The organism is Amycolatopsis sp. lyj-346, from assembly GCF_046548975.1.
Taxonomy (GTDB): Bacteria; Actinomycetota; Actinomycetes; order Mycobacteriales; family Pseudonocardiaceae; genus Amycolatopsis.
On record NZ_JAJPWT010000003.1, the window covers coordinates 101,620 to 127,345 of the forward strand.

The 25,726-nt window shown below is 70.4% G+C and carries 27 protein-coding genes; 11 read left to right on the forward strand and 16 right to left on the reverse strand.

Going from position 1 to position 25,726, the window contains the following annotated elements:
• Nucleotides 1-26: 26 nt before the first annotated feature.
• Nucleotides 27-1,526, reverse strand: a complete 1,500-nt coding sequence (locus ACLJQE_RS12050) for an MFS transporter (RefSeq protein ID WP_410639266.1) — start codon at nucleotides 1,524-1,526, stop codon at nucleotides 27-29.
• A 117-nt stretch (nucleotides 1,527-1,643) separates the two neighbouring features.
• On the opposite strand from ACLJQE_RS12050, the gene ACLJQE_RS12055 reads away from it, so the two are divergent.
• Nucleotides 1,644-2,309 (forward strand): TetR/AcrR family transcriptional regulator, encoded by a 666-nt coding sequence (locus ACLJQE_RS12055; RefSeq protein ID WP_410639267.1) that lies wholly within the window; start codon nucleotides 1,644-1,646, stop codon nucleotides 2,307-2,309.
• A 35-nt stretch (nucleotides 2,310-2,344) separates the two neighbouring features.
• Here the strand turns inward: ACLJQE_RS12055 and ACLJQE_RS12060 are convergent, their stop codons facing one another.
• Nucleotides 2,345-2,539 (reverse strand): PspC domain-containing protein, encoded by a 195-nt coding sequence (locus ACLJQE_RS12060; RefSeq protein WP_410639268.1) that lies wholly within the window; start codon nucleotides 2,537-2,539, stop codon nucleotides 2,345-2,347.
• 285 nt (nucleotides 2,540-2,824) lie between these two features.
• Between ACLJQE_RS12060 and ACLJQE_RS12065 the strand changes: the two genes are divergently transcribed.
• Complete coding sequence (locus tag ACLJQE_RS12065) at nucleotides 2,825-3,700, forward strand: hypothetical protein (protein WP_410639780.1); 876 nt, start codon at nucleotides 2,825-2,827, stop codon at nucleotides 3,698-3,700.
• Between the two features lie 43 nt (nucleotides 3,701-3,743).
• On the opposite strand, the gene ACLJQE_RS12070 is transcribed toward ACLJQE_RS12065, so the two are convergent.
• The 6 genes from ACLJQE_RS12070 to ACLJQE_RS12095 all read right to left on the reverse strand — a co-directional run bounded on the left by ACLJQE_RS12070 (nucleotide 3,744) and on the right by ACLJQE_RS12095 (nucleotide 10,184).
• Nucleotides 3,744-4,925 carry an ABC transporter ATP-binding protein gene (locus ACLJQE_RS12070; protein WP_410639269.1) on the reverse strand — a complete coding sequence of 394 codons (1,182 nt, stop codon included), beginning with the start codon at nucleotides 4,923-4,925 and terminating at the stop codon, nucleotides 3,744-3,746.
• 4 nt (nucleotides 4,926-4,929) lie between these two features.
• Nucleotides 4,930-5,769, reverse strand: a complete 840-nt coding sequence (locus tag ACLJQE_RS12075) for a carbohydrate ABC transporter permease (RefSeq protein ID WP_410639270.1) — start codon at nucleotides 5,767-5,769, stop codon at nucleotides 4,930-4,932.
• Nucleotides 5,769-6,737, reverse strand: coding sequence for a carbohydrate ABC transporter permease (locus tag ACLJQE_RS12080; protein ID WP_410639271.1), 969 nt, complete (start codon nucleotides 6,735-6,737; stop codon nucleotides 5,769-5,771). The genes ACLJQE_RS12075 and ACLJQE_RS12080 overlap by 1 nt, the downstream gene beginning before the upstream one ends.
• Complete coding sequence (locus ACLJQE_RS12085) at nucleotides 6,734-8,056, reverse strand: ABC transporter substrate-binding protein (protein ID WP_410639272.1); 1,323 nt, start codon at nucleotides 8,054-8,056, stop codon at nucleotides 6,734-6,736. The genes ACLJQE_RS12080 and ACLJQE_RS12085 overlap by 4 nt, the downstream gene beginning before the upstream one ends.
• A 243-nt stretch (nucleotides 8,057-8,299) precedes the next feature.
• Nucleotides 8,300-8,824, reverse strand: a complete 525-nt coding sequence (locus tag ACLJQE_RS12090) for a general stress protein (RefSeq protein ID WP_410639781.1) — start codon at nucleotides 8,822-8,824, stop codon at nucleotides 8,300-8,302.
• A gap of 163 nt (nucleotides 8,825-8,987) precedes the next feature.
• Nucleotides 8,988-10,184 carry an acyl-CoA dehydrogenase family protein gene (locus tag ACLJQE_RS12095; protein ID WP_410639273.1) on the reverse strand — a complete coding sequence of 399 codons (1,197 nt, stop codon included), beginning with the start codon at nucleotides 10,182-10,184 and terminating at the stop codon, nucleotides 8,988-8,990.
• 140 nt (nucleotides 10,185-10,324) lie between these two features.
• Here ACLJQE_RS12095 and ACLJQE_RS12100 point away from each other — a divergent pair, with 140 nt between their 5' ends.
• On the forward strand, nucleotides 10,325-10,726 hold the full coding sequence (locus ACLJQE_RS12100) for a DUF4190 domain-containing protein (RefSeq protein WP_410639274.1): 402 nt from the start codon (nucleotides 10,325-10,327) through the stop codon (nucleotides 10,724-10,726).
• A 46-nt stretch (nucleotides 10,727-10,772) separates the two neighbouring features.
• Nucleotides 10,773-11,468 (forward strand): DUF4190 domain-containing protein, encoded by a 696-nt coding sequence (locus tag ACLJQE_RS12105; RefSeq protein ID WP_410639275.1) that lies wholly within the window; start codon nucleotides 10,773-10,775, stop codon nucleotides 11,466-11,468.
• On the opposite strand, the gene ACLJQE_RS12110 is transcribed toward ACLJQE_RS12105, so the two are convergent.
• On the reverse strand, nucleotides 11,465-12,343 hold the full coding sequence (locus tag ACLJQE_RS12110) for an SPFH domain-containing protein (protein ID WP_410639276.1): 879 nt from the start codon (nucleotides 12,341-12,343) through the stop codon (nucleotides 11,465-11,467). The genes ACLJQE_RS12105 and ACLJQE_RS12110 overlap by 4 nt on opposite strands.
• 95 nt (nucleotides 12,344-12,438) lie before the next feature.
• On the opposite strand from ACLJQE_RS12110, the gene ACLJQE_RS12115 reads away from it, so the two are divergent.
• The 4 genes from ACLJQE_RS12115 to ACLJQE_RS12130 are packed head-to-tail and all read left to right on the forward strand — an operon-like array spanning nucleotide 12,439 to nucleotide 16,284.
• Nucleotides 12,439-13,347 (forward strand): aminoglycoside phosphotransferase family protein, encoded by a 909-nt coding sequence (locus tag ACLJQE_RS12115; RefSeq protein ID WP_410639277.1) that lies wholly within the window; start codon nucleotides 12,439-12,441, stop codon nucleotides 13,345-13,347.
• A 10-nt stretch (nucleotides 13,348-13,357) separates the two neighbouring features.
• A complete protein-coding gene (locus ACLJQE_RS12120) occupies nucleotides 13,358-14,635 on the forward strand; it encodes a magnesium transporter MgtE N-terminal domain-containing protein (protein WP_410639278.1) in 1,278 nt (425 codons plus the stop codon).
• A complete protein-coding gene (locus tag ACLJQE_RS12125) occupies nucleotides 14,628-15,128 on the forward strand; it encodes a DUF1003 domain-containing protein (protein ID WP_410639279.1) in 501 nt (166 codons plus the stop codon). The genes ACLJQE_RS12120 and ACLJQE_RS12125 overlap by 8 nt, the downstream gene beginning before the upstream one ends.
• A gap of 10 nt (nucleotides 15,129-15,138) precedes the next feature.
• Nucleotides 15,139-16,284 (forward strand): Mrp/NBP35 family ATP-binding protein, encoded by a 1,146-nt coding sequence (locus ACLJQE_RS12130; protein WP_410639280.1) that lies wholly within the window; start codon nucleotides 15,139-15,141, stop codon nucleotides 16,282-16,284.
• A 266-nt stretch (nucleotides 16,285-16,550) separates the two neighbouring features.
• Here the strand turns inward: ACLJQE_RS12130 and tatB are convergent, their stop codons facing one another.
• The 4 genes from tatB to sigE form a co-directional block, all read right to left on the reverse strand.
• Nucleotides 16,551-16,973, reverse strand: coding sequence for a Sec-independent protein translocase protein TatB (gene tatB / locus ACLJQE_RS12135; RefSeq protein WP_410639281.1), 423 nt, complete (start codon nucleotides 16,971-16,973; stop codon nucleotides 16,551-16,553).
• A gap of 77 nt (nucleotides 16,974-17,050) precedes the next feature.
• Nucleotides 17,051-18,568, reverse strand: a complete 1,518-nt coding sequence (locus tag ACLJQE_RS12140) for a S1C family serine protease (RefSeq protein ID WP_410639282.1) — start codon at nucleotides 18,566-18,568, stop codon at nucleotides 17,051-17,053.
• A gap of 458 nt (nucleotides 18,569-19,026) precedes the next feature.
• On the reverse strand, nucleotides 19,027-19,677 hold the full coding sequence (locus ACLJQE_RS12145) for an anti-sigma factor family protein (protein WP_410639283.1): 651 nt from the start codon (nucleotides 19,675-19,677) through the stop codon (nucleotides 19,027-19,029).
• The gene (gene sigE / locus ACLJQE_RS12150; protein ID WP_410639284.1) at nucleotides 19,674-20,285 is read right to left on the reverse strand and encodes an RNA polymerase sigma factor SigE; all 612 of its coding nucleotides are present in this window, start codon (nucleotides 20,283-20,285) and stop codon (nucleotides 19,674-19,676) included. Before sigE ends, ACLJQE_RS12145 begins: the two co-directional genes overlap by 4 nt.
• A gap of 190 nt (nucleotides 20,286-20,475) precedes the next feature.
• On the opposite strand from sigE, the gene ACLJQE_RS12155 reads away from it, so the two are divergent.
• The gene (locus tag ACLJQE_RS12155) at nucleotides 20,476-21,120 is read left to right on the forward strand and encodes an O-methyltransferase (RefSeq protein WP_191314133.1); all 645 of its coding nucleotides are present in this window, start codon (nucleotides 20,476-20,478) and stop codon (nucleotides 21,118-21,120) included.
• Nucleotides 21,121-21,255: 135 nt separating this feature from the next.
• On the opposite strand, the gene ACLJQE_RS12160 is transcribed toward ACLJQE_RS12155, so the two are convergent.
• On the reverse strand, nucleotides 21,256-22,443 hold the full coding sequence (locus tag ACLJQE_RS12160; RefSeq protein WP_410639285.1) for an MFS transporter: 1,188 nt from the start codon (nucleotides 22,441-22,443) through the stop codon (nucleotides 21,256-21,258).
• A gap of 62 nt (nucleotides 22,444-22,505) precedes the next feature.
• On the opposite strand from ACLJQE_RS12160, the gene ACLJQE_RS12165 reads away from it, so the two are divergent.
• Nucleotides 22,506-23,405: a LysR family transcriptional regulator gene (locus ACLJQE_RS12165; protein ID WP_410639286.1), complete on the forward strand. Its 900-nt coding sequence runs from the start codon at nucleotides 22,506-22,508 to the stop codon at nucleotides 23,403-23,405.
• Nucleotides 23,406-23,468: 63 nt separating this feature from the next.
• Here the strand turns inward: ACLJQE_RS12165 and ACLJQE_RS12170 are convergent, their stop codons facing one another.
• Both ACLJQE_RS12170 and ACLJQE_RS12175 read right to left on the reverse strand, forming a co-directional pair.
• On the reverse strand, nucleotides 23,469-24,026 hold the full coding sequence (locus tag ACLJQE_RS12170) for a GNAT family N-acetyltransferase (protein ID WP_410639287.1): 558 nt from the start codon (nucleotides 24,024-24,026) through the stop codon (nucleotides 23,469-23,471).
• Complete coding sequence (locus tag ACLJQE_RS12175) at nucleotides 24,023-25,069, reverse strand: helix-turn-helix domain-containing protein (protein WP_410639288.1); 1,047 nt, start codon at nucleotides 25,067-25,069, stop codon at nucleotides 24,023-24,025. The genes ACLJQE_RS12170 and ACLJQE_RS12175 overlap by 4 nt, the downstream gene beginning before the upstream one ends.
• Before the next feature lie 272 nt (nucleotides 25,070-25,341).
• Between ACLJQE_RS12175 and ACLJQE_RS12180 the strand changes: the two genes are divergently transcribed.
• On the forward strand, nucleotides 25,342-25,725 hold the full coding sequence (locus tag ACLJQE_RS12180; RefSeq protein WP_410639289.1) for a hypothetical protein: 384 nt from the start codon (nucleotides 25,342-25,344) through the stop codon (nucleotides 25,723-25,725).
• Nucleotide 25,726 lies beyond the last annotated feature (1 nt).

Here is a 25,726-nt window from a genome sequence, read left to right on the forward strand (position 1 = left end):
GGGAGGCCCGTTTCACCCGACAGGAACTACAGGTGCACGGCGCCCGGCGCCGCTTCGCCCTTCGGGACGCCCGGGCGCAGCAGCAGGCCGCTGATGACCGCGCCCGCCACGTAGATCACCGCGGCCCAGGTGAACGCCGTCGTGTAGCTCTCGATCGAAGCCTCGGCCGCCAGCTGCGGGGTCGGGGTCTTGCCCGCGAGGTAGGCCGTGGCCGCGTTGCCGGCCAACGTCGACAGCAGCGCCGTGCCGATCGAACCGCCGACCTGCTGCATCGTGTTCACCGCCGCCGACGCGACGCCCGCGTCGTGCGCCTCGACGCCGAACGTCGCGACGCTCATCGCCGGCGCCATCGCCAGACCGATGCCGAAGCCCATCACCAGGAGCGGGCCGAGGACGCCGGAGGCGTACGTGCTGTCGAGGCCGATGCCGCTCAGCCAGAAGAGGCCGGCGGCGGCGATCGCCATGCCGGTCGGCACCAACGGCCGGGGCCCGAAGCGCGGCAGCAGCACGGCCGTCGCCGTCGTGGCCGACAGCATCAGCGTCGCCACCATCGGCAGGAACCCGACGCCGCTCTGGATCGGCGTGAACTGCAGGTTCTGCTGCACGTAGAAGGTCAGGAACAGGAAGATCGCGAACATCCCGATGGCGAGCAGGAACATCGCCAGGTACGAGCCGCCGCGGTCCCGGTCGAGCAGCACGCGCAGCGGCAGCAGCGGGTGGGCGACGCGCTGCTGCAGCCACACGAACGCGCCCAGCAGCACCACGCCCGCAGTCAGGAAACCCCAGACCGACACCGACGACCACGAGTCCGACTCGGCGTTCGCGAAGCCGTAGACCAGGGCGAACAGGCCGGCCGACGCCGTCACCGTGCCCGGCAGGTCGAGCTTCGGCCGCGGGCCATCGTCCTTCTGGTTGCGCAGCAGGACCGAGCTGCCGGCGAAGGCGATCACCGCGAAGATGATGTTGACGAACATGCACCAGCGCCAGTCGAGGTACTCGGTGAGCACGCCGCCGAGCAGCAGCCCGACCGCCGCGCCGCCACCGCCGATGGCACCGAACACGCCGAACGCGCGGCCACGCTCCTTCGGGTCGGTGAACGTCGTGGTCAGCAGCGCCAGCGTGGCGGGCGCGAGCAGCGCGCCGAACACGCCCTGAGCCGCCCGGGCGGCCAGCAGCATCTCGATGTTGGTCGCCGCGCCCCCGAGCGCGGAGACCACGGCGAAGCCGGCCAGGCCGACCAGGAGGGCGTTCTTGCGGCCGAACAGGTCCGCGAGCCGCCCGCCGAGCAGCAGCAGGCTGCCGAACGCGAGCGCGTAAGCCGTGACGACCCACTGCCGGGCGTCGTTGGAGAAACCCAGGTCGACCTGGGCCGACGGCAGCGCGATGTTCACGACGGTCGCGTCGAGCACGACCATCAGCTGCGCGATGCCGATCATCACCAGGATCAGCCAGCGTCTGGCGTGGTGCGGGTTTTCGCCGGCGCGCGCGTCCCCCGACGGCGCGACGGCGAGTGTGGACTCGGGCATGAATGTCCTCACAGAACGTGATCAAAAGATTATGTGGAGTAGGTATCTCCCCTTACGTCGCCCAAGGTACACAAGAACCGGAGGTGATGCCTCTACTTGACCGGCTAGACTGGTGCCATGGCACGGGACGCTGGTCCCGCCGCACCGGCGCGGCCGCTGCGGCGTGACGCTGAACTCAACCGCCGTCGCATCCTGGCGTCGGCCCGCGAAGTGTTCGGCCTGCGCGGGCTCGAGGCCACGCTGGACGACATCGCGCACCACGCCGGCCTCGGCGTCGGCACGGTCTACCGCCGCTTCCCCAGCAAGGAACACCTGGTCGAAGCCATGTTCGCCGAGCGGATGGAAGAGATCGGCACGCTGGCGGAGGAAGCGCTGAAGGCCGAGGACGCCTGGCAGGCGTTCGTGGACTTCACGTGGCAGGCGGCCGAACTGCATTCCGGCGACCGCGGCCTGCGCGAGATCATGCTGTCCAACAAGTTCGGCCACGACCACGTCGCCGAAGAAAAAGCCCGCATGGTGCCGTTGATCACACAGCTGGTGGAGCGGGCGAAGGCGGCGGGCGGGCTGAGGACCGACTTCGCCCCGACGGACATCCCGCTCGTGCACATGATGATCGGCTCGGTGGTGGAGTTCACCTGCGCGGTGGAGCCGGGGCTGTGGCGCCGCTGCCTGGCGATGCTCCTGGACGGCCTCCGCGCCGAACCGGGCCGGGCCACGGAGCTGCCGCACCCGCCGCTCGACGAGCAAGAGGTGGACGAAGCGATGTCCTGCTGGCGCCGCTGACCCGGGCGGGCGCCCGGGTCAGCGTTCCGCGGAGGTCATTCGGACGGGACGACCGCCCACATGACCACGTAGGCGACGAACTGCGGCCCGGGCAGCAGGCAGGACAGCACGGCCAGCAGCCGCACGGTGCCGGGCTTCATGCCGTACCGCCGCGCCAGGCCCGCGCAGACGCCACCGATCATGCGGCCGTGGTGCGGGCGGGAGAGCCGTCGGGTGACCGGTGCGCTCATCGTCGTTTCCTTTTCCTCGAAGTTCCGATACCTCCACTTCACCACCGGAGTACCCGCTTCCGCATCGCTCGCGGGGTGGATCGCCCCCCTAGGGGACGGCAAATCCGAAAAACGTTCAGCCGACCGGCGAAACCCGCGTGCACCCCGCGAAAACCGCCTGAACTGCCCGTTTGCCGGGAGCGGCGCGAAAAGATTGAGAGATGTCCCCGTCAGGGCTGGTTTTTCGGCGCGATGTGGTGATACTTGCACCCCGTGAACCCGCGTCCGAAAAGCTTGGCCGTCGCGATGCTCTGCGCCCTCCTCGCCGGTGGCTGCACCACCACCCAGGCCGCGCCCGAGCCGGATTCCGGGCCCACGCCGCTGACCGCCGCCGACGCGCTCGGTGACTTCGGCAGCATCGACTACTGCAGCCTGCTGAACGTGCCCGAAGTGGCGCCCGGCGCGGTCGCCGTCCCGACGTTCGAAAGCTGCTACGCCGAAGCCGGGCGGCGCACGATCCTCGTCGGGCCGCTGGCCTTCGACTCCGACCCGAACATCAAGCCCTACGACGACTACCCCGGCCCGGTGCCCGACGGCGTCGCGGTCCAGCAGTCGATGTTCAACGACCGCAGCGCCTGCACCCGCGCCATCACCTTCGCCGACGGCAACCGGCTCGACCTGTCGGTCACCGACGACGCCGGCGACCAGGCCGCCCGCTGCGGCGTCGCGGACGCCGCCGTCGGCTCGGCGCTGGCCGCGATCACCGCGCGCAAGGTCGGGCGGCTGACGTTCCCGGACCGCTCGTGGGGCCGGGTGGCGCCGTGCGTCCCGCTGGACAACCACGCACTCGACGCCGCCGCCGGCCCCGGCAGCCGGCCGGCGATCGGCCTGTCCGGGCACAGCTGCATCCGCGGCAAGGTGAGCTTCAAGCTGACGGTGGAGACGACGGAACCGGCCGGCCCGGCCGAGAAGCTCGGCGGCCGCGACGCCCGCGTCCGGGTGGCCGGCGCGTTCTGCCTGGTCGACGCGACCCAGCCGGCCCCCGGCCTGCCGGGCCGCCGCGAGCTGGCGGAGATCAGCGTGGTCGAGACGGCGGGCACGGCGAGCGACGGCACCTGCACGCTGGCCCGCGGTGCGGCGAACTCGATCCTCCCCCGCCTCCCCACCCCCGGACAGCCGTGAAGGCCACCCAGGTTTCCCGGGATGGCCTTCACGAACTGCGGACTCAGTCCTCGTAGGTGAGGTTCTTGCCGTTCGACGGGTCGAACAGCTTGATCTTGTCCGCGTCGTACCAGACCTCGAGGTCGGCGTTCTCCGCCGCCGACGACTCCGCCGACAGCCGCGCCACGATCTGGGACTCCGCGCCCGGCACGTCCGCGGACCCGCTGTCCGCGGCCAGCTCGGCCAGCTCCGCGGCGGTGGCGGCTTCGCCCTCCACCGTGAAGTGGGCGAACTTCTCCGAGCCCATCGACTCGAGCACGTCGATGTGCGCGGTGAACGTGCCGCCGCCGGTCTTCTGCCCGGCCTCGACCAGCGCCGCGTCCTCGAAGTGCTCCGGCCGGATGCCGACGATGACGTCGCGGGGCGCGTTCGCCCGCTCCACCAGCTGCCGGACCCGGTCCGTCAGCGGCGTCGTGCCCAGCGCACTGCGCAGTTCGTTGTTCTCCAGCGTCGCCGGGACGAAGTTCATCGACGGCGAGCCGATGAACCCGGCCACGAACAGGTTCGCCGGGTTGTCGTAGAGGAACTGCGGCGAGCCGATCTGCTGCACGTACCCGGCCCGCAGCACCACGACCCGGTCGCCCAGGGTCATGGCCTCGGTCTGGTCGTGCGTCACGTACAGCGTCGTCGTGCCGAGCTGCTTCTGGATCTTCGACACCGACGTGCGCATCTGGCCGCGGAGCTTGGCGTCCAGGTTGGACAGCGGCTCGTCCATCAGGAACGCCTTCGGGTTCCGGACAATGGCCCGGCCCATCGCGACGCGCTGGCGCTGGCCACCGGAGAGGTTGGCCGGCTTGCGGTCCAGGTGCGCGGTCAGGTCGAGGATCTTCGCTGCCTCTTCGACCTTCGCCCGCACGGTCTTGTCGTCCACCTTGGCCAGCCGCAGCGGGAAGGCCATGTTCTCGCGGACGCTCATGTGCGGGTAGAGCGCGTAGGACTGGAACACCATCGCGATGTCCCGGTCCTTCGGCGCCTTCTCGTTGACGCGCTTCCCGTCGATGCGCAGCTCACCGGACGTGATGTCCTCCAGCCCGGCCACCATGTTCAGCATGGTGGACTTCCCGCAGCCGGACGGGCCGACCAGCACGAGGAACTCGCCGTCCCCGATCGTCATGTCCACTTCGGACACCGCGAGCGCGCCGTCGGGGTACTTCTTCGACACCTTGTCGAGCACGATCTCTGCCATAGCGCTACCCCTTCACCGCACCGGAGGTCAGCCCCGCCACGATGCGACGCTGGAAGAACAACACGAACACAATGATCGGGATGGTGATCACGACCGCGGCCGCGCTCACCTGCCCGGTCGGGTCCTCGAACTGCGAGGACCCGGTGAAGAACGACAGCGCCGCCGGCACCGTGCGCGACGACGTGGTCGACGTCAGCGAGATGGCGAACAGGAAGTCGTTCCAGCAGAAGATGAACACCAGGATCGCGGTGGTGAACACGCCGGGCGCGGCCAGCGGCGCGATCACCCGCCGGAACGCCTGCGCCGGCGTCGCGCCGTCCATCTTCGCCGCCTTTTCCAGCTCCCAGGGGATTTCCCGGAAGAACGCCGACAGCGTGTAGATCGACAGCGGCAGCGCGAACGTGATGTAGGGCAGGATCAGCCCCGGCCACGTGTCGAACAGCCCCAGGTTCCGCTCGATGTTGAACAGCGGCGTCACCAGCGACACCTGCGGGAACATCGCGATCAGCAGCGAGAGCCCGACCAGCAGCCGCTTGCCGGGGAACTCCAGCCGCGCGATCGCGTACGCGGCCATCGTGCCCAGCACCACCGCGATCACCGTGGAGATGATCGCGATGCCGATGGAGTTGACCAGCGCCAGCAGGAACTCCGAGGTCTGGAAGATGTCCGCGTAGTTCTGCCAGGTCCACGACTGCGGGATGAAGGACCCGTCGGTCAGCGTGTCCTTGGTCTTGAACGACAGCGAAACCACCCAGAGCACCGGCACCAGCGCGAACACCAGCACGAGGATGTCGACCAGGCCCCACCTGACCTTGCGGCCCGTCGTGACGGTTCCCATCACCATCAGCGCTTACCCCCGTTGTCCGAACCCGGTGCGGCCGTGCCGAACACCTTGATGAAGATGAACGCGATGATCGCCACCGTGATGAAGATCAGCACCGCCATCGTCGAGCCGATGCCCAGGTTGAGGCCCTTCACCAGGTTGTTGTAGGTCTGCATGGACACCGACCCGGTGTCCTGCGCGCCACTGGTGAGCACGTAGATGTTGTCGAAGATCCGGAACGCGTCGAGCGTGCGGAACAGCAGCGCCACCAGGATCGCCGGCTTCATCACCGGCAGCATCACCTTCGTGAACCGCTGCCACGCGCTCGCGCCGTCCATCGCGGCGGCCTTGAGCAGGTCGTCCGGCACCAGCGCCAGCCCCGCCATCAGCAGCAGCGCCATGAACGGCGTGGTCTTCCACACCTCGGCGCCGATGATGATGAACAACGACGGCCACTGCTGGGTCAGCGGGGCCGCGTCGGCGGCGAGGAAGTTCGCCAGGTAGCCGGTTTTGGGCGTCCACGCGTAGTACCACGAGAACGCCGCGACGACCGTGACGATGCCGTACGGGATCAGGGCGACGGTGCGGACCAGGCCGCGCCCGACGAGCGTCCGGTGCATGACCAGCGCCAGCGCCATGCCGAGCACGAACTCGATGGCCACCGACACGACGGTCAGGAACATCGTGGTGCCGAACGCCGTCCACCAGTACGAACTGGACAGGACGGCGGCGTAGTTGTCGAAGCCGACGAATTCCTGCTGTGCCGGGAATCTCAGGTCGTACCGCTGCAGCGACAGCCAGACCGAGTACAGGATCGGGTAGCCGGTGACCGCGATCATCACGATGAACGCGGGCGCGCATAGCCACAGCCCGAGCCGCCGCTCGGCCTTCTTCCCTTCAGACAGGACGGGTTTGCCCGGTTTGCGGGCCGTCGCCTCCCCGGCGACCGTGGCCCCGGTGTCGGCCGGGGTCGAGTCCTGGACGGTCACGGGATCACTCCCTTCGACTGGAGCGCGTCACCGAGCTGCTCGCGCAGCTTGGCCGCGGTGGCCTGCGGGTCGATCTCCGACGGCGGCGAAAGGATCTTCGACATGACCGTCGAGGCGTTCTGGTACGCCGGGGTCAGCGGGCGCACCGCGGCGGTCTTGAGCGCGTCGAGGATCGCGTCGCGCATCGGGTACTGGATCGCCATGTTCGGGTTGTCGGCCGAAGCCGGTTTGCCCGGGTCGAGCGGGACGTCGTTGTGGTACACCGATTCGATGCTCGGCGGCACGCCGTCGTTGATCGCCGAGATCTTCTGGCTTTCCGGGCTGCGCAGGCACAGCGCCGCCTCGAAGGCCTCCGGCTTGTGCAGCGAATAGGTGCTCACCGCCAGGTCGAACCCGCCGATCGTGGTCCGGGCGGGCACGCCGGGCGCGGCCGCCGGGTAGACCGCCCACTTGAAGTGCGGGAGGTCCGCCTTCTTGTCCTTGGCGTAGGCGGCGTAGACGTACGGCCAGTTGAGCTGGAACGCGGCCTGGCCGCGCTGGAACGCCTGCCGGATGTCGTCTTCCTTCATGTTGCTCAGCGACGGGTCGGTGAGCCCGGAGGTCGAGATCTTCTTGAGCAGTTCCAACGCCTTCACGGCGCCTTCGTCCATCACCACGGACTTGCCGTCGTCGGACAGGATGTGCCCGCCCATCGACGCGACCAGCGTGTTGTAGAAGACCACCAGGCCTTCGTACTGCGCGCCGGTGAACACGATCTGGTAGGGCTTGCCCTGCCCCTTGAGCTCCTGGGCCTTCTGCATCATCTCGTCCCAGGTCGCCGGCGGTTTCGGCGTCACCCGGTCGTCGTACCAGAGCAGCTGCACGTTGGTGTTCTTCGTGGCCGCGTACAGCTTCCCGTTGTGGGTCGCGGTCTCCAGCGGCCCCTGCAGCACGCCCTCCGTGGCCTCCGCCTTGTTGCGGCCGGTCCATTCCTCGGCCCAGCCGGCTTCGGCGAACTCCGAGACCCAGGTGACGTCGAGGCCGAGGATGTCCATGGCGGTGTCACCCGCGGCCAGCCGGCGCGCCATCTGCAGCCGCTGGTCGTCCGACCCGCGGGGCAGCTTGTTGTAGATGATTTCGTACCTGCCGGCCGCCTTCGCGTTGCAGCCGTCGACCACCTTCTGGAAGTTGTCCTCCGGTGACATGTACACGTTGATCTTGAGTCCGGAACTCGTCGCGCAACCGGCGAGCATGCCGGTCACCAATGCCCCTGCCCCCAGCAGGACGGCGGCACGGCCAGGCGAACGTCCACGTTTGCCCGCGCCGATCCTCTTCCCCATCAGGCCTCCTCACCCGCGTGCACGCCGGTTACCGCGGTACCCGGTGGGCACCGCGACGCGATGAGGCGAAACCGCGCCAGCACCCCGACGTGCTAGTGCTCGGGCCGCCGCGCTGTGGGGCGAGGCCGCCCGACTGGTGTCGGCCAACTTATGCCGGGCGATCACACCCCGCAAGCAGTATCGGTAACGATCCAGTGCACCGCGCGTCGAATCGTGATTCTTCCCTGGTACAGATGCGGTTTTTCAGGGGTTCGCGGACGGCCGTTTCAGGGCCAGCTTCGCGAGCAGTTCCCGGCCCTGTTCGGCCGAGCGCGGCTGGCACAGGACGTCGTAGCGGCCGGCGACGAGCTGGCTCGCCGAGGAGAAGTCCCGGCGGCCCCGCGACATGCCGTAGCCGATCGCGGCGAACGTCAGCCCGGACAGCACCCCGAGCACGAGCCCGGTGAGCACCTGCAGCGCGAACCCCTGGTTGACGAACAACCCGAGCAGCAGCCCCGCGAACAGGCCGAACCAGGCCCCGGACACCGCGCCGGTGCCGAGCACGCGGCCCCAGCTGAGCTTGCCGATCACGCGCTCGACGAGCATCAGGTCCACCCCGACGATCGTGACGTCGCCGACGGCGAACTCGCTGTCGGCGAGGAAGTCGACCGCCTTCTGCGCCTCGCCGTAGGTCGCGTACGACCCGATCGGCCAGCCGGTCGGCGGGGTCGGCAGCCGCGGCAGGCCACCGGGCGCCCGCCCCCCGCCAAAGGGACTACTCACCATCATCACCTGCGCACTCATGGGTCCGGGCGTCCATCTTGTCAAGAACGCCCGGACGGTGCGAGCCGCTTACCCCGAAAGGCCCGAGCAATTTGTCGCCCTGTCGACAAGTCGCTTATCACTTTCCCCACGAAAGCTCCGCCTGGGGCACTTTGACGTGAAAGTGCCCTTACGAGCGGGACTTGTACTCGCGCAGGAGGCCGCGGCTGATGATGGTCTTCTGGATCTCGCTGGTGCCTTCGCCGATGAGCAGGAACGGCGCCTCGCGCATCAGCCGCTCGATCTCGTACTCCTTCGAATACCCGTAACCGCCGTGGATGCGGAACGCGTCCTGCGTGACCTCCGCGCAGTACTCGGACGCGATCAGCTTCGCCATCCCGGCCTCGACGTCGTTGCGCGCCCCGGAGTCCTTGAGGCGGGCCGCGTTCACCATCATCAGGTGCGCGGCCTCGACCTTGGTCGCCATCTCGGCCAGCTTGAACGCCACGGCCTGGTGTTCGGCGATGGCCTTGCCGAACGTCTTGCGCTGCTGGGCGTACTCCACCGCCAGCTCGAACGCCCGGATCGCGATGCCGCAGGCGCGGGCGGCGACGTTCACACGACCGACCTCGACACCGTCCATCATGTACGCGAAGCCCTTGCCCGGCGCCTCGCCGAGCACCATGTCCGCGCCGATCTCGTAGCCGTCGAAGACCGCTTCGGTCGTGTCGACGCCCTTGTAGCCCATCTTGTCGATCTTGCCGGGGATGGTGAGCCCGGGCGCCACCTCGCCGAAGCCCTCCGGCTTCTCGACCAGGAACGTCGTCAGGTTCTGGTGGGGCTTCTCCGCGCCTTCGTCCGTTTTCACCAGCAGCGCGATCAGGTTGGACGAGCCGCCGTTCGTCAGCCACATCTTCGAGCCGTCGATGACGTACCCGTCGCCGGTCTTCTTCGCCTTCGTCTTGATCGCGGCGACGTCCGAGCCGAGGTCGGGTTCCGACATCGAGAACGAGCCGCGGACCTCGCCGGTGGCCATCCGCGGCAGGAAGTGCCGCTTCTGCGCCTCGGTGCCGTGCCGGGAGATCATGTGCGCCACGATGAAGTGGGTGTTGATCACGCCGGACACGCTCATCCAGCCGCGCGCGATCTCCTCGACGACCAGCGCGTAGGTCAGCAGCGACTCGCCGAGCCCGCCGTACTCCTCCGGGATGGTGATCCCGAACAGGCCCATCTCCTTCATCCCCTCGACGATGTCGGTGGGGTAGGCGTCGGCGTGCTCGAGCTCCTGCGCGTGCGGGATGACCTCCTTGTCCACGAACTGGCGGACGGTCGCGAGGATCTCCGACTGCACGTCGGTCAGGCCGGCGGTCTGGGCGAGACGGGCCATCACGGCTCCCTTTCCGGAGTACGACGCCGCTCCCGGCGCTGGGTTACCGGTGAGTATGACCCGAAAGCCCCGACGCTGCTATGAGGGCGCTCACGCTCAGCGGGTCCAGCCCCGTAAAGTGCGCTGGGAGGGGAGAGATCATGACTTATCCGCAGGACCCGAACAATCCGTACGGGCAGCAGCCACCCTCGGGTGGCTACCAGCAGCCCGGCTACGGCCAGCAGCCCGGCTACGGTCAGCAGTACCCGAGCGGCGGCTACCCGCAGTACCCGGGTTACCCCGGAATGCCGGGCCCGCCACGGGAAGGCTCGGGCCTCGCGGTCGGCGCGCTCGTCTGCTCGATCCTCGGCATCTTCCTGTGCTTCCTGGTCGGCATCGCCGGCATCATCATGGGCCACATCGCCCACGGCAAGGCGAAGCGCGGCGAGGCCGACGGCCAGGGCATCGCCATGGCGGCGATCGTCGTGGGGTACGCCGGGATCGTGCTCAACATCGGGTTCGTCGTCCTCGGGTTCACCCTCGGCTACCTCGGCTACGCATGACCGGGGCAGCACCGTTGGCTTCCCACCCGCACCGAGGGGATCCGTCATGACCGACCCGTCCGGGGACAAGGACCGCCCGGCCGCCGACCCGACCGTGGCCTACGACGCACCGCCGGCGGCGGACACCGCGCCGTACGAGCCGGAGAACTACGACCCGCCGTCGCCCGACGCCACGATCGCCGACGCGACGGTATCGGACACCGCGGCCGCCGAAGCCCCCGCTGCCGAACACCCGGCGGCCGGGATCCCGGCCGCCGCGGACACGACGGTCGCCGCGGAGCAGCCCGGGCAGCTGCCGCCCGGGTCGTACGAAACCCCGGCGGCGTACATCCCCGGCACGCCGTACACGCCGCCGGGGCAGCCGATCCCCCAGGCCTACCAGCAGCAGCCGTACCCGCCCGCCTACGGTCAGCCGTACGCGTCGCCGGCACCGTACGGACAGCCCGCGCCGTTCGGGCAGCCCCCGCCGTTCGGGCAGCAATACGCGGCGCCGCGTACGCAGGACAACGCCCTGGCGATCGGCGCCCTCGTGTGCTCGATCCTCGGCTTCTGCTCCGGGCTCACCGCGGTCGCCGGGATCGTGATGGGCCACATCGCACTCGGCAAGACCAACCGCGGCGAAGCGGGCGGCCGCGGGCTGGCCACGGCCGCCGTGATCGTCGGCTACGTCGTGGTCGCGCTGTGGGTCGGCTTCTTCACCACCCTGATCATCCTGGGCAGCAACGGCTACCTGGGCGGCTAGTCCGCCGCCGGCAGCACCGCGTCGCCGGGGCTGCGCGGCGACGGCGTCGCGTGGCCGTTCACCTCCGGCTTCGCCTCGTCCTGCTCGAGCTCGGGTTCGGTTTTCCCGGCCGGGGCCGCCGGCCTCGGCGTCTGCGCGTCGAGGAACCGCAGCAGCTCCACCGGGAACGGCAGCACCAGTGTCGAGTTCTTCTCCGACGACACCTGCACCACCGTCTCCAGCAGCCGCAGCTGCAGCGCCGCCGGGGTGTCGGCCATCTGCGCGGCCGCCTGCGAAAGCTTGTACGACGCCTGCAGCTCACCGTCGGCGGAGATGACGCGCGCACGCCGTTCCCGCTCCGCCTCGGCCTGCCGCGACATCGAGCGCTTCATCGCCTCCGGCAGCGCGACGTCCTTGATCTCGACGCGGTCGATGTGGATGCCCCAGTCCAGCGCCGGGCTGTCGATCATCAGCTCCAGGCCCTCGTTGAGGCGCTCCCGGTTGGAGAGCAGGTCGTCGAGGTCGCTCTTGCCGATGATCGAGCGCAGTGACGTCTGCGCGACCTGGCCGACCGCGGCCCGGTAGTCCTGCACGTTGACCGCGGCGACGACCGGGTCGATGACCTTGAAGTAGACGACCGCGTCGACGCGGACCGTGACGTTGTCGCGCGTGATGCCGTCCTGGGCGGGCACCGGCATGGTCACGATCTGCATGTTGACCTTCTGGAGCCGGTCCGCGAACGGCACGAGCACCGCCAGCCCGGGTTCGCGGACCCGCGGCCGCACCCGCCCGAACCGGTAGATCAGCCCGCGTTCGTACTGCTTCACGACACGCACGCTCGACGCGAGCCAGACCCCGCCCGCGAGGACGACGGCGCTGAGAATCTCCACCACCATGACTGCTCCCGGGGTTGCGTTTCCCCTTGAAAGCCCAGCGTACGCCCGCTGGGCAGCCGACGAAACGCACTGGACGCGGCTGCCAGGCTGAAGGGGTGACCGACCTTCGCATCCCGCCGCTGTTCGCCGCCCGCGCGCCCCGCGTGCTCGGCGACGACGCCGTGCCGTGGCTGGCCGCCCTGCCGGAACTCGCCGCGGAGTACGCCCGGAAATGGGGCCTGACGTTCGAGGGCGAGGCGATGCACGGCTACGTCGGCGTGGTGCAGCCCGCGCGCCTCGCCGACGGCACACCGGTGGTGCTGAAGCTCGGCTGGCGCGACGAGGAGTCCGCCGACGAGCCGCTCGCACTGTCCACATGGGCCGGCCGGGGTGCGGTGCTGCTGCTGGATTCCGCGCCGGACGACGGCGTCCTGCTGCTCGAACGGCTCGACGCCGGGCGCACCCTCGACGACCTCCCGCTGCGCTCGGCCATCCCGCTCATCGGCGGCCTGGCACGGCGCTTGGCCGTTCCCGCGCCGGCGTCGATGCGACGGCGGCTGCGCGCCGAAGCCGAAGCGCTGGCCGGGGAACTGCCACGGCGGTGGGCAGAACTCGGTGAGCCGTTCGAGAGGCGGCTGATCGCCGACGCCGTCGCGATCTGCCGCGAACTCGGGCCGACCGCGGGTGAACTGCTGGTGAACGAGGACCTGCACTTCCAGAACGTCCTGGCCGGCACCCGTGAGCCGTGGCTGGTGATCGACCCGAAGCCCCTCGCCGGTGACCTCGAGTGGGGCGTCATCCCGCTGTTCTGGAACCGCTTCACCGAGTCCACACTGGACGAACGGTTCGCGCTGATCGTCGCTTCGCAGGAACTGGACGCTTCGAAGGCGCGGGCCTGGACGCTGGTGCGGGCCGTGCAGAACTGGATCTGGATGATCGAGGAGTACGAGGAGTCCGGCGAAGACAGCGACGACCCGGCCTTCGTCACAGTGGCGGAAATCGCTCCGTGGGCGGCCAGCCGATAGTGTCAGCGGCATGGCCGTCGTCAACAGGGTTTTCGCAGCTCAGCTGTCCGGGTTGCCGGTTTTCGGCCCCGATGGCGAGTCGATCGGCCGCGTCCGCGACCTGGTCGCCGGGCTGCGCCTGGACGCGCAGCCGCCGCGGATCCTCGGTCTGGTCGTCGAACTGAGCACCCGGCGGCGCGTCTTCGTCCCGATGCTGCGGGTCACCTCGATCGAGCCGACCGCCGTCACGCTCGCGACCGGCTCGGTCAACATGCGCCAGTTCAACCAGCGGCCCAACGAGGTACTGGTGCTCGGCCAGCTGCTCGACGCGCACGCCACGCTGGCCGGCTCCGGCACGCGGATCACCGTCGTCGACGCCGGGATGGAACCGACCCGCACCCGCGACTGGGTGCTGGCGAAGCTGGCCATCCGCGAGCGGCGGGTCGGGCTGGGCCGCCGCCGCGCGGCGATGCAGGTGCTGCCGTGGCCGGAGGTGGCCGGTCTCGGCCTCACCGACCTGACCGGCCAGCCCCAGGGCGCCGGCCAGCTGCTCATGCTGTTCGACACGATGCGCCCGGCCGACATCGCCGCGACCGTGCGCGACCTGCCGCTCAAGCGGCGGCACGAGGTCGCCGACGCGATGGACGACGAGCGGCTCGCCGACGTCATCGAGGAACTGCCGGACGACGACCAGAAGGAACTGCTGGCCTACCTGGCCGAGGAACGCGCGGCCGACGTGCTCGAGGCGATGAACCCCGACGACGCCGCCGACCTGCTGGCCGAGCTCGCCCCGGCCGACCAGAGCCGGCTGCTGGAGCTGATGGAGCCGGAGGAGTCGGCGCCGGTCAGGCGGCTGCTGGAGTACTCGTCGGACACCGCGGGCGGCCTGATGACCCCGGAGCCGGTGGTGCTGACCCCGGACACGACGATCGCCGAGGCACTGGCCCACATCCGCAACGCCGAGCTGCCACCGGCGCTGGCGAGCATGGTGTTCGTCTGCCGCCCGCCGACCGCGACCCCGACCGGGCGCTACGTCGGCGTCGTCCACTTCCAGCGGCTGCTGCGGGAGCCGCCGGCGGAGCTGGTGGCCAGCGCCGTCGACACCGGGCTCCCGCCGCTGAAACCGGGGGCCTCGCTGGCCGAGGTCACGCGGTACTTCGCGGCCTACAACCTGACCTGCGGACCGGTCATCGACGCCGAGGACCACCTGATCGGCGCGGTCACCGTCGACGACGTCCTCGACCACCTGCTGCCCGAGGACTGGCGCGAGACCGGTCTCCACGACACCTTGGAGGAAGACCGTGCCTGAGCTGACGTCAGGACGGCGGCTCGACCAGCCCCGCGGCCAGAACCGGTTCAGGCTGAACATCGACCCGGACACGTTCGGCAGGCTGTCGGAACGGCTGGCGCGGTTCCTCGGCACCGGCAAGTACCTGTTCTGGCAGACGATGCTCGTCATCATCTGGGTCGTGCTGAACATCACGGCGGTGTCGCTGCAGTGGGACCCGTACCCGTTCATCCTGCTCAACCTGGCCTTTTCGACGCAGGCGGCGTACGCGGCGCCGCTGATCCTGCTGGCGCAGAACCGGCAGGACGACCGCGACCGCGTCTCCCTGGACGAGGACCGCAACCGGGCGGCCCAGACCAAGGCCGACACGGAATACCTGGCCAGGGAGCTGGCGGCGCTGCGGCTGGCGATCGGCGAGGTGGCGACCCGCGACTACCTCCGCAGCGAGCTGGACCGGCTGCGGGAGGACCTGTCCATCCAGCCCAGGAAGTCCCGCACTCCTACCGGCTCGTAACATGGACGGGGTGACCAGCACCCAGCAGCTCCCCAGCGTCGACGACGTCCGCAGCGCGCTGAAGAGCGTGCAAGACCCGGAGATCCGGAAACCCATCACGGACCTGGGGATGGTCAAGGACGTGGTGGTCGGCGACGACGGCGTCGTCACGGTCGGGATCTACCTGACGGTCGCGGGCTGCCCCCTGAAGGCGACGCTGACCAACGACACGAAGGCCGCGGTCTCGAAGCTCCCCGGCGTCGCCGACGTGCGGGTCGAGCTGGACGTGATGAGCGACGAGCAGCGCACGGAGCTGCGGAAGTCCCTGCGCGGCGACGCGGCGGAGCCGGTGATCCCGTTCGCCCAGCCGGGCTCGATGACCCGGGTGTACTGCGTGGCCTCGGGCAAGGGCGGCGTCGGCAAGTCGTCGGTGACGGTCAACCTGGCGGCGGCGATGGCCGCGCGCGGGTTGTCGGTGGGGGTGGTGGACGCGGACATCTACGGCCACTCGATCCCCCGCATGCTGGGCGCGCGCGAGAAGCCGACGAAGGTCGACACGATGATCATGCCGCCGCAGTCCCACGGCGTGAAGGTGATCTCGATCGGCTTGTTCACCCCGGGCAACACCCCGGTCGTCTGGCGCGGCCCGATGCTGCACCGCGCGCTGCAGCAGTTCCTCGCGGACGTGTTCTGGGGTGATCTGGACATCCTCCTGCTGGACCTCCCCCCGGGCACGGGCGACATCGCGATCTCGGTGGCCCAGCTGATCCCCAACGCGGAGCTCCTGGTGGTGACCACCCCCCAGCAGGCGGCGGCCGAGGTCGCGGAGCGGGCCGGCGCGATCGCGCTGCAGACGCGTCAGCGCGTGGCGGGCGTCATCGAGAACATGTCCTGGCTGGAACAGGCGGACGGATCCCGCCTGGAGCTGTTCGGCGCGGGCGGCGGCTCGACGGTGGCCGAGTCGCTGTCGAAGTCGATCGGCTCGGAGGTGCCGCTGCTGGGCCAGGTGCCGATGGACCCCCGGATGGTCGCCCAGGGCGACTCGGGAACGCCGTTGGTGCTGGCGGAGCCGGAGGCCCCGGCGTCGCTGGTGCTGAAGGAAGCGGCGAAGAAGCTGACGGTCCGGGCCCGCGGGCTGGCCGGGATGATGCTCAACGTGACCCCGGCGGGCCGCTGAGCGAGTTTCCGGCAGCGGTGTTCGCGGCAGCGGTGTTCGCGGCAGCGGTGTCGGATCGGCCCTGACCTACCGGCGGACCCGGCCCGGCTGAGCCGCCCCAATGTGGCCTTGGGTGCGTCCAACGCACCGAAGGCCACCTTGGGTGCGCTCAACGCACCGAAGGCCACCTTGGGTGCGTCCAACGCACCGAAGGCCACCTTGGGTGCGTCCAACGCACCGAAGGCCACCTTGGGTGCGTCCAACGCACCGAAGGCCACATTGGGGCGCTAGGTCGCGTCCGGGTCGATCGGCGGGCGCTCGCCCGGCTTGAGCGGCTCCGGCGCCGACTGGGTCTGGCCGGCCAGGTAGCCGTTCGATCCGTTGGTCCCGTTCGCCGGGGTGCTGCTGCCGTTGGTGATGCTCTTCAGGCCGAGCGGGTCGGCGTCGCCGTCGAACAGGTGCTGCGTCACGACCCGCTTCGGGTCGAAGTTCCGCAGTCCGCGAAGGTCTTCCAGCGGCTTGCGCAGCTGGTCGAACTCCGGGCCCATCTCCTCGCGGAGCTGCTCCTTCGCGCCGGTCGCGAAGTCGCGGACCTTGCGCAGGCTCTTCGCGAGCCAGGACGCCGCCTCGGGCAGCCGTTCCGGGCCGAGGATGAACAGACCGGCGATGATGAGGACGAGGATCTCCCCCCACCCGACACTCTCGAACACCCGTCTACCTCCACTCGGAACCTACCCGCCCAGGGTACCCGCCGCCCGCCGCACTCCGGCAGGCCGAACACGGGAACTCAGTCGGAAGCCAGGGTTACGTCGACGACGAAACTGGCGCCGTCGCGGGCCAGCTGCACCGGAACGACTTCGCCGACGTCGTGCGCGCGGACCGCGACCGTCAGTTCCGCGGAGTCGCGGACGAGCCGGGTGCCGATCTTGGTGATCACGTCGCCCTCCTTGATGCCCGCGTTCGCGGCCGGGCCGCCCGGGGCGACGTTCTTCACCTGGGCCCCCATCGTGGACGAGCCGGCGACCGTCGACGACGCGTTGATGCCGATGTCGGCGTGCTGGACCTTGCCGTCCTTGATCAGCGCCTTGGCGATCTTGATCGCGTAGTCGCTCGGGATGGCGAAGCCGATGCCGATGCTGCCGCCGTCCGCGCCCGCCGAGCGGATCGACGAGTTGATGCCGACCAGCGCGCCGGTGGAGTCGACGAGCGCGCCACCCGAGTTGCCGTGGTTGATCGCGGCGTCGGTCTGGATGGCCTCGTAGGTGACCGGCGGGGCGCCGTTGTCGCCGCCCGCGGTGATCGGCCGGTTCAGCGCGCTGACGATGCCGGCGGTCACCGAGTTCTGCAACGCCAGCGGCGAGCCGATCGCCATCACGGTGTCGCCGACCTGCAGTTCCGCGGACTTGCCGACCTGCAGCACGGTGGGGTTGGTGACGTTGACCTTCACGACGGCGAGGTCGGTCTTCTGGTCGGCCCCGACGAGCTTGGCCTCGGTGCGGGTGCCGTCGATGAAGACGGCCGTGACCTTGACGCCCGGGTCCGCGGCGGCGGAGGAAATGACGTGTTCGTTGGTGAGGATGTAGCCCTGGGGGTCGATCATGACGCCGGAGCCCTGTTCACCGGACTCGGCGCCGGGCTTGAACACCTCGAGCGAGACGACGGCGGGCGCGACGCGCTTGGCGATTTCGGCGACGGATCCCGCGGGGCGTTCCTTGCCGGCCTCGGCTTCGGAGATGGTGGCGGAGCCGGTGAGCTCGGTGCCGGTGTCGGCGGCCCACCACCCGACGACGCCCCCGGCGGCACCGATGAGCAGCGCGACGACGCCGAGCAGGACGAGCGCCTTCGGCTGCACGCGTCGTCCGAAGATCACCTCGGGCAGGCTGAGCAGCGCGCCGGGTGGCCGTTTGGCGGGCTTTTCCTCGTCTTCGGCGGGCATGGCGGGCCCGGCGAGCACGGCGGCGGCCCCGGGATCACGCCACGGGTCGCGGGTACCGGTCCACAGGTGCGGTTCGGCGTCCGGCACGTCGCCGGTGGCTTCCCGCGGCCGTTCGAGCAGCACACCTTCGGCCCCGGGCGGCCGCCGGAAGGCCTCGGCGAGCGACTCGGGCGCGGGCGGAGCGAGGTTGACGCCGTTGGCCTTCTGCGGGGAGTAGAGCTTGTCGAACGCACCGTCGACCCCCTGCGGCCGCCCGAACACGGCGGCCTGCGCCGGATCGACGGCGGGCCGCGCGAGCGGCCGCGGGCCCAGCCGGTCGGCTTCGCGCGCGCCGGGCTGCTCGGGATTCACGTTCGGCTCGGTCATCATTCCCCGGTGCAGAAGATCAGGTGGCTGGGCGTGACGATACCCAAGCCCAGTGCTCAGAGTCTGCCGGTCCACGGGTGAAGTGGCTGTTTCTTGGGCCCTTGTCCACAGGGCGGAGGCGATGTGGACAAAACGGCCGCACAAGCGCCGTGAACGGCAGTTTCCGTCCGAGGGTGGCGATAGGCTGGACAAGGGCACGCCCCCCAGGGAGGGCGGGGGCTGCGCTGGGGGCGGTTGACCGGAGGCTGCCCAGCCGAGAGGGCTTCTCGCTCACCGGCCAGGCCTTCCAGCCGACGCCGAGCGGTGAAGTCGAACCTCGGGCACTCCCAGCAGGGCTCCTCGGACTCCCCCACCTCGGGATGAAGTCGCCGGGCGGATAACCCCTGGGGGAGGCTCAGCAGCCTCGTCGGACACACCGAAGGCCGCCGCGAAGGGGTTCGCAGCGGCCTTCAAAGGTCAACTCAGCGGATGCCCGCCGGCACCGCCACCGGTGTCGTGCTCGCCGGTGTCGAAACCGGGGCCGGTTGCTGGGGAACCGCCATCTGGGCCGGCAGCAGGTTCGCCGGTTGCGGCACTCCGCCGCCCGTCTCCGGGGATCCGTCCCCGTCCGCCGATGTCCCCACCAGGGCCAGCGCACTCAGCACCAGGCCCGACACCACGACGCCCGCCCCCTGCGCCGCGCGGCGCTTGAAGCGGCCGCCGCCGAGGACGTTCGGCGACTGGCCCAGCGGGGGCGCTGATCCCAACGGCGCCACACCACCCAGCACGCCCGCGTCGCGCAGGCCGGCGACCCGGTCGGGGCGCTGGACCGCGACCAGCTGGCCGTCCGCCGTGATCGCCAGGTTGTCCGGGGCGCTCGGCAGCTCCGTGTGCTGCGGGATCGACTGGAGGCTCGCGAGGAACCCCGCCGACATCGACGGCGCCCCCGCGCGGCGGATCGCTTCGACGGTCTGACGCTGCGCGCGCACCTCCGCCGCGCACGCGCTGCAGCGGGTGATGTGCGACGCCGCGCGGTCGCGCGCGCTGTGGGACAGTTCGCCGTCGACGAATGCCACCACGACGTCCGGCAGCAGGTGCGACTCGGGCAGCGCCCAGCCTCGCGGTGCGGTCATACCGTCACCTTCGCAGACTGCGGTGCGTAAGCGCGGCGACGCTCGAGCGACGCGCGCAGCGCCTGACGCCCGCGGTGGATGCGGCTGCGGACGGTGCCCAGCTTGACACCCAGCGTCGCGCCGATCTCTTCGTACGACAGCCCTTCGACGTCGCACAGCACCACGGCGGCGCGGAACTCCGGGGGCAGCTCGTCGAGCGCCGCCTGCAGGTCCGGGTCCAGGTGGGTGTCCGAGTAGACCTGCTCGGGGCTCGGGTCGTCGCCCACGATGCGGTCGGTGTCCTCGGGCAGGCCTTCCATCCGCACGCGCGAGCGGCGGCGGGCCATGTCCAGGAACAGGTTGGTGGTGATCCGGTGCAGCCAGCCCTCGAACGTGCCGGGCTTGTAGGACGCCAGCGACCGGAAGACCCGGATGAAGGTCTCCTGCGTGAGGTCCTCGGCGTCGTGGGTGTTGCCGGTCAGGCGGTAGGCGAGCCGGTAGACCCGGTCGCCGTGTTCACGGACGACCTCGTCCCAGGACGGTGGCGTCCAGGCCGCCTCGTCCAGGGTCACGGGCTGGGCCCCGGTGTCGGCAACGGCGTTCTGCATCGCGGGAGCAGGCACCTCCATCAGCGTTTCTCCTGTCTGCTCCACCCAACGCGGGCTGTGGCCACGGTGTTCCCGTGTGCTCGGATTTCAGTCTCTCCGGGCTCCTTATGGTTCTAGTGAGACTGGACTGAGAGCAGGCTGAGAACTTCTTCCCGGGTGCTTACCAGGGAGCCTGCGCGGATTTATCGACAACCAACGCTAACCTCCGTGCGTGAACACGCCCACCCCTGCGGCCGCACCGGCCGATTCCGGGTTCGTCGACGGGTACCTGCCCGACGACGAGGTGCTGTCTTCGGCGCGGGCACGGGCCGAAGACCTGGGCTGCACCCCGCTCAGCGCGGGTGCGGGAGCGACGCTGCGGTTCCTGGCCGCGACGCTGTGCGCGAAGGCCGTCGTCGAGGTCGGCACCGGCGCGGGGGTGAGCGGCCTGAGCCTGCTGCGCGGCATGGCCCCCGACGGCGTCCTGACGTCGATCGACGTGGAGCCGGAGTACCAGCGGGCGGCGCGCGCGACGTTCCGCGAGGCCGGCTTCGCGCCGGGCCGCACCCGGCTGATCATCGGCCGCGCGTTGGACGTGCTGCAGCGGCTCACGCCGGGTGGCTACGACCTGGTGTTCGTCGATTCCGCGCACATCGAGTACCCCGGCTGCTACGAGCTGGGCGTATCGCTGCTGCGGCGCGGCGGGATCATCGCGTTCCACAACGTGCTGGCCGGCGGCCGGGTGATCGACCCGGCCCACCGCGATCCGGAGACGATGGCCCTGCGCGAGGTGGCGCGGGCGTTCCGCGAGGACGAACGCCTGGTCCCGGCCCTGCTGCCGGTGGGCGGCGGGCTGCTGGTCGGTGCCGCTACCTGAGTACTTGTCCACAGTCTCGCCGGGCTGTGGACAAGTCGCTGTTCGCGGAGGTTTTGTCGGTGGGGGCCGATAGACTGGAACTGGGGACGCCCCCCGGGAGGGCGGGGGACTTGCCTGGGTTCTGTGGGGCCTGCCTCAGCCCGCCTTGACCAGCTCAAGCCGTTCAGCCCGGACCCGGCGGGTCCCGATCCCCACCCCAGCCACCGCGAGCAGCAGCCACGCCGCCACGACCGCGATCAGCCACGGCCACCCCGCGTGCCCGTACACCCAAGCCCCCGCGGCGCCGCCGACGCTGCTGCCCAGGTAGTACGCCGCCGTGTACGTGCCCCCGACCTGGCCGCGGGCGGTCTCGGGGGCGTCCGCCGCCGCCCAGCCGTTCGCCACCGCGTGGGCTGCGAAGAATGCGCACGTCAGCACCAGGAAGCCGGTGATCACCAGCGGCAACGAGTCCGGCAGTGTCAGCGCCGCGCCGGACGCCGTCAGCAGCAGGGCCCCGACCAGGGCTCGGCGGCGACCCACCCGGGCCACCAGGCGGCCGGCCGCCGCCGAGGACACCGAGCCCGTTGCGTACGCCAGGAAGACCAGGGACGCGATTGCCGGCGACAGACGCAGATCGCCCGTCAACCGGAAGCCGGCCGCGTTGTAGAGGGCCACGAACGAGCCCATCGCGAGCAGCGCCACGCCGTACTGGGCCAGCAGCACCGGTTTGCTCAGCGCCGTGACCAGGCCCCGTCGGACGTCCCGCAGCCGCGCGTTCCCCGGCGGCCGCGTGCCCAGTGGCAGCGCCACGACGGTGACGGCCGAACACACCGCGCCCACGCCCGCCACGACCAGCAGCGCGCCGCGCCAGCCGAGGGGGCCCGCGGTGAACCCGCTGGCCAGCCTGCCGAGCATGCCGCCGACCGTGTTGCCGGCGATCATCGCGCCGACCGCCGCCGCGACACCCGCCCGGCCGAGGCGTTCGGCCAGGTAGGCGGCCGCCACCCCCGGGAACCCCGCGATCGCGACGCCCTGCAGCGCGCGCAGGACGAGCAGTGCCGGGTACGTCGGCATCAGCGGCAGCAGCAGGCCGAACACGACCGACGCGATGACCGACGTCACGATCACCGGACGGCGGCCGACCACTTCGGACAGCGCCGCGATCGGCAGGACGGCGATGGCGAGCGCCCCGGTCGCGACGCTGACCGCGAGCGCCGCGCCACCGGGGTCGAGGTGGAACTGCGCCGCCAGCTGCGGCAGGACCGGCTGCGGCGCGTAGAGCAGGGCGAACGAGGAGATCCCGGCCGCGGCGACGGCGGTCTTGACTCGGCGCGTGGAAGTCACCTCCTGAAAGTAAGGAGCCCTAATCAATACGTCCAATGCGGCCATCGGGCAGAATCGATGCGGTGACGTATGACTCGCTGTCCGCGCAGGTCGCGCCCCACCTTCCGTTGCTCGCCGCCCTCCGGGAGACGAGGAACGTCACACGCGCGGCCGAACTGCTGGGCGTGCCGCAGCCGACCGTGAGCCGCCGGCTCGCGGCGCTCGCGGACGCGCTGGGGGCGCCGCTGACGGTCCCGGACGGCCGCGGCATCCGGCTCACGCGCGCGGCGGAACTGCTGGCCGAGGCGGCCGAGCGCGGGCTGGCGGCGCTCGACACCGGCGTCCGGCTGGCACGCGAGGAGGTGTCGCCGGAGTCGGGGCACGTGGTGCTGGGGTTTCTGCACTTGCTCGGGCGGTCGCTGGTGCCTTCGCTGCTGCGCGGGTACCGGGCGCGTTACCCGGACGTGCGGTTCACGCTGGTCCAGGGCTCGCGGCAGGACATGGTCGACCGGCTGGCGGGCGGCGAGCTGGACCTCGCCCTGGTGGCGCCGCTGCCCGACGTTCCGGCGCTGGCCTGCGCGGGGCTGGTGGACGAAGAGATCCTGCTGTCGGTCCCGGCGGGCCACCGGCTGGCAGACCGGCAGTCGGTGCGGGTGGCGGAACTGGCTTCGGAGGAATTCGTGCTGCTCGAGCAGGGATACGGCGTCCGGACACTGACGGACGAGCTGTGCGCGGCGGCGGGCTTCACACCGCGGATCGCGTTCGAGGGCCAGGAGTCGGACACCGTGCGCGGCCTGGTCGCGGCGGGCCTGGGGGTGGCGCTGCTGCCGCGGTTCGGGCCGGGCACCCCGGCGGGGGTGGCGGAGGTACCGCTGTCACCGCGGCCGTACCGGACGATCGGGCTGGCGTGGCGGGCGGAGGAGCCGATGACGCCTGCGGTGACGGAGTTCCGGGACCACGTCCTGGCCACCGCCAAGGACTGACCTCCGCAGCCTCGGCGGCTTGTCCACAGTTCGGCCGGGCTGGGGAGAACCGGCCGCTCGGGGCTAAGCCTTATGAAGATCAATAACCAGCGACTCGTACACCGGTGCATCCTCGAACGGTTGCAACTGCCCGAATCGCTGCCACCCCCAGGACAGGTAGGCAGTGCGTGCGGGGAGGTTGCCGGGCTTGACGAGCAGGGTGGCTCGTTCCTCCGGGCGGTTGGCCATGAGCGCGTCATGCAGCTGCCCGGCGTAACCACGTCGCTGGTGAGCGGGAAGCACCATCAGCTGCGTGACGGCGAACGTCCGTTCGCCGTCTTCTTCGAGCGCGCCGGCCGGGACGTCGCTTTGGAAGCCGCGCCACCAGGCCGAGGCCTTCGGCAGGGTGTAGCCCAGCGTGTAACCAATGAGGTCATCGCCGAGCCAGCCCGTGACCAAGGCGAAGCCCGGCCACTTGGCATAACTCTCCAGCCGCTGCCAGTACCGCTCCGGCGAGAAGAAAGGGTCCGACAGTAGATCGGCGTAGACCCGGGTATAGACCGCGATAAGCAGGTCGCGCAGCTCATGCATCCCGGCAGCGTCGTGATGATGCAGGATGAGCGGCGGCGGCGCAGCGGTCATCCCGCGATCGTAGTGGCGTAGCGCTCTTTGAGCGGCTCGACGCCGGGCGCTCCGGGGTAGGCCTCCAGCGAGTCCATGACCCGGCTCAGCTCCAGGCTGACGCGCCAGCTGTCGAGGCCGTCCGCGATGGTGTCGAGCACGTCTTCGGCGGCTTCGGTCGCGCCGTCGATGGCTCCGGCCTGGACACGGGCGGCGGCCAGGCGGACCCGGTAGAGCGCGATGTTGCGGGCGAAGCTGTCGCCGTACCCGGCAATGGCCTGCTCCAGCAGTTGCTCAGCGCGGGCCGACTTGCCGACCTCCACCGCACAGGTCGCCTCCACCGCGTCGATCTCCATCGGGCCCATGAAGGCGGCCCACGGAGCAGCCTCCTCGCCCCGGTCGGCATCGAGGGCTTTGCGCGCCCGCGAGATGGCGGCTTGAGCGTCGCTGTAGTCGTCATTCCGGGCGTTGGCCACGGCCAGGTGCAGAAGGGGCACGGCGGTCATCCGCGAGGACGGCCCCAACCGGCGCACCGCGTCCTCGGCGGCCCCGGAGAAACGCCGGCCTTCACGGGGTCGGCCGACGAGGTTGCTGTGGAAGCCCAGCCCGGCGAGCGCGCGGGTTTCAATCTCGGGGTCGCCGGCCTGGCGGGAGATGGTCAAGGCTTCGGTGAAGCTCGTACGGGCAACGCCGTGTTGCCCGATCTGGCCGAAGACTTCAATCCCGAAGCCGGAAGCGGCGGTGGTAGCTACACCCCACTTCATGAGCGTCCGTCGCTTCACGGGGTCGGACGCTACCTCCGCCGTCATGGGTTCGCCGTCTTGCTCGGCGAGCGCGGGCGGTGACGGTTCAGCCTGCCCCTCCGCCAGCAGCTCTTCGAGTTGTTCCCGGCTGACGCCTAGCAGCTTTGCCAGCTTCGGGCGCTTGTACGGCAGGGGTTCGGACCGGCCGCGTTCCCAGTGCCCGACGGTGGTGGGGTCGACGTTCAGGGCACAAGCCAAGGACTCTTGGGTGTAGTAGGCCGCCTTACGAGCCCGGATGAGCCCGTTGCGTCGGCCACCCATGATCGTCTCCTGTCGTCACGCACCGGGATCGACACATTACCGCAGGTCAGACGGCCCGACGCAAGATCTGCCCCGGATTCGGCCCTTGACCACGCCCTGGTGGGGCGGGAGACGGCCCGGCAGGGTCGGTCCTGGCATCCCGGCGGCCGGTCGACACACCTCATTCCTCCCTCCAGGCCGCGGGCGAACTCCCGCACGCATCACCGTTCCCCGCCGGAAATTCCGGTTGCCGGGATGCCACCCATTGCATCCGACCACCAGGACGACACCCCATGACTGCCTCGACATTGCCGGCTCCGCCCCTGCCGGACCCCGAACTCGCCACGCTCGTCACCGCCCCACTGGCGTACGGCTACATGCGGGTACCGGCCCATGTTCCGGACCCCGAAGTGCGCGGGCTGGAGCAGGCCGTGGCCAGGTACGCGAAAAGTCTGGGGCTGTACTTCGTCAGCTTCTTCTTTGAGTTCGACTGCGGGTCACGCGAAGGCTTCGACGAGCTGGCGAGCGAACTCGTCCGAGCCGACGCCCACCATGTCGTGGTGCCGAGCCTGCGGCACCTTGCCCTGAACACGCTGCTGCAAGACGCCATGTGCGAGCGACTGGCGCTGGATGCAGGCGCCGAGGTTCACGCCATGCGCAGCCGGACGGCGGAGTAGC

Coding starts and splice junctions, on each gene's coding strand:
- ACLJQE_RS12050 (WP_410639266.1), bottom strand. CDS start 1,526: ATGCCCGAGTCCACACTCGCCGTCGCGCCGTCGGGGGACGCGCGCGCC.
- ACLJQE_RS12055 (WP_410639267.1), top strand. CDS start 1,644: ATGGCACGGGACGCTGGTCCCGCCGCACCGGCGCGGCCGCTGCGGCGT.
- ACLJQE_RS12060 (WP_410639268.1), bottom strand. CDS start 2,539: ATGAGCGCACCGGTCACCCGACGGCTCTCCCGCCCGCACCACGGCCGC.
- ACLJQE_RS12065 (WP_410639780.1), top strand. CDS start 2,825: ATGCTCTGCGCCCTCCTCGCCGGTGGCTGCACCACCACCCAGGCCGCG.
- ACLJQE_RS12070 (WP_410639269.1), bottom strand. CDS start 4,925: ATGGCAGAGATCGTGCTCGACAAGGTGTCGAAGAAGTACCCCGACGGC.
- ACLJQE_RS12075 (WP_410639270.1), bottom strand. CDS start 5,769: ATGGTGATGGGAACCGTCACGACGGGCCGCAAGGTCAGGTGGGGCCTG.
- ACLJQE_RS12085 (WP_410639272.1), bottom strand. CDS start 8,056: ATGGGGAAGAGGATCGGCGCGGGCAAACGTGGACGTTCGCCTGGCCGT.
- ACLJQE_RS12090 (WP_410639781.1), bottom strand. CDS start 8,824: ATGATGGTGAGTAGTCCCTTTGGCGGGGGGCGGGCGCCCGGTGGCCTG.
- ACLJQE_RS12095 (WP_410639273.1), bottom strand. CDS start 10,184: ATGGCCCGTCTCGCCCAGACCGCCGGCCTGACCGACGTGCAGTCGGAG.
- ACLJQE_RS12100 (WP_410639274.1), top strand. CDS start 10,325: ATGACTTATCCGCAGGACCCGAACAATCCGTACGGGCAGCAGCCACCC.
- ACLJQE_RS12105 (WP_410639275.1), top strand. CDS start 10,773: ATGACCGACCCGTCCGGGGACAAGGACCGCCCGGCCGCCGACCCGACC.
- ACLJQE_RS12110 (WP_410639276.1), bottom strand. CDS start 12,343: ATGGTGGTGGAGATTCTCAGCGCCGTCGTCCTCGCGGGCGGGGTCTGG.
- ACLJQE_RS12120 (WP_410639278.1), top strand. CDS start 13,358: ATGGCCGTCGTCAACAGGGTTTTCGCAGCTCAGCTGTCCGGGTTGCCG.
- ACLJQE_RS12140 (WP_410639282.1), bottom strand. CDS start 18,568: ATGATGACCGAGCCGAACGTGAATCCCGAGCAGCCCGGCGCGCGCGAA.
- ACLJQE_RS12145 (WP_410639283.1), bottom strand. CDS start 19,677: ATGACCGCACCGCGAGGCTGGGCGCTGCCCGAGTCGCACCTGCTGCCG.
- sigE (WP_410639284.1), bottom strand. CDS start 20,285: ATGGAGGTGCCTGCTCCCGCGATGCAGAACGCCGTTGCCGACACCGGG.
- ACLJQE_RS12170 (WP_410639287.1), bottom strand. CDS start 24,026: ATGACCGCTGCGCCGCCGCCGCTCATCCTGCATCATCACGACGCTGCC.
- ACLJQE_RS12175 (WP_410639288.1), bottom strand. CDS start 25,069: ATGGGTGGCCGACGCAACGGGCTCATCCGGGCTCGTAAGGCGGCCTAC.
- ACLJQE_RS12180 (WP_410639289.1), top strand. CDS start 25,342: ATGACTGCCTCGACATTGCCGGCTCCGCCCCTGCCGGACCCCGAACTC.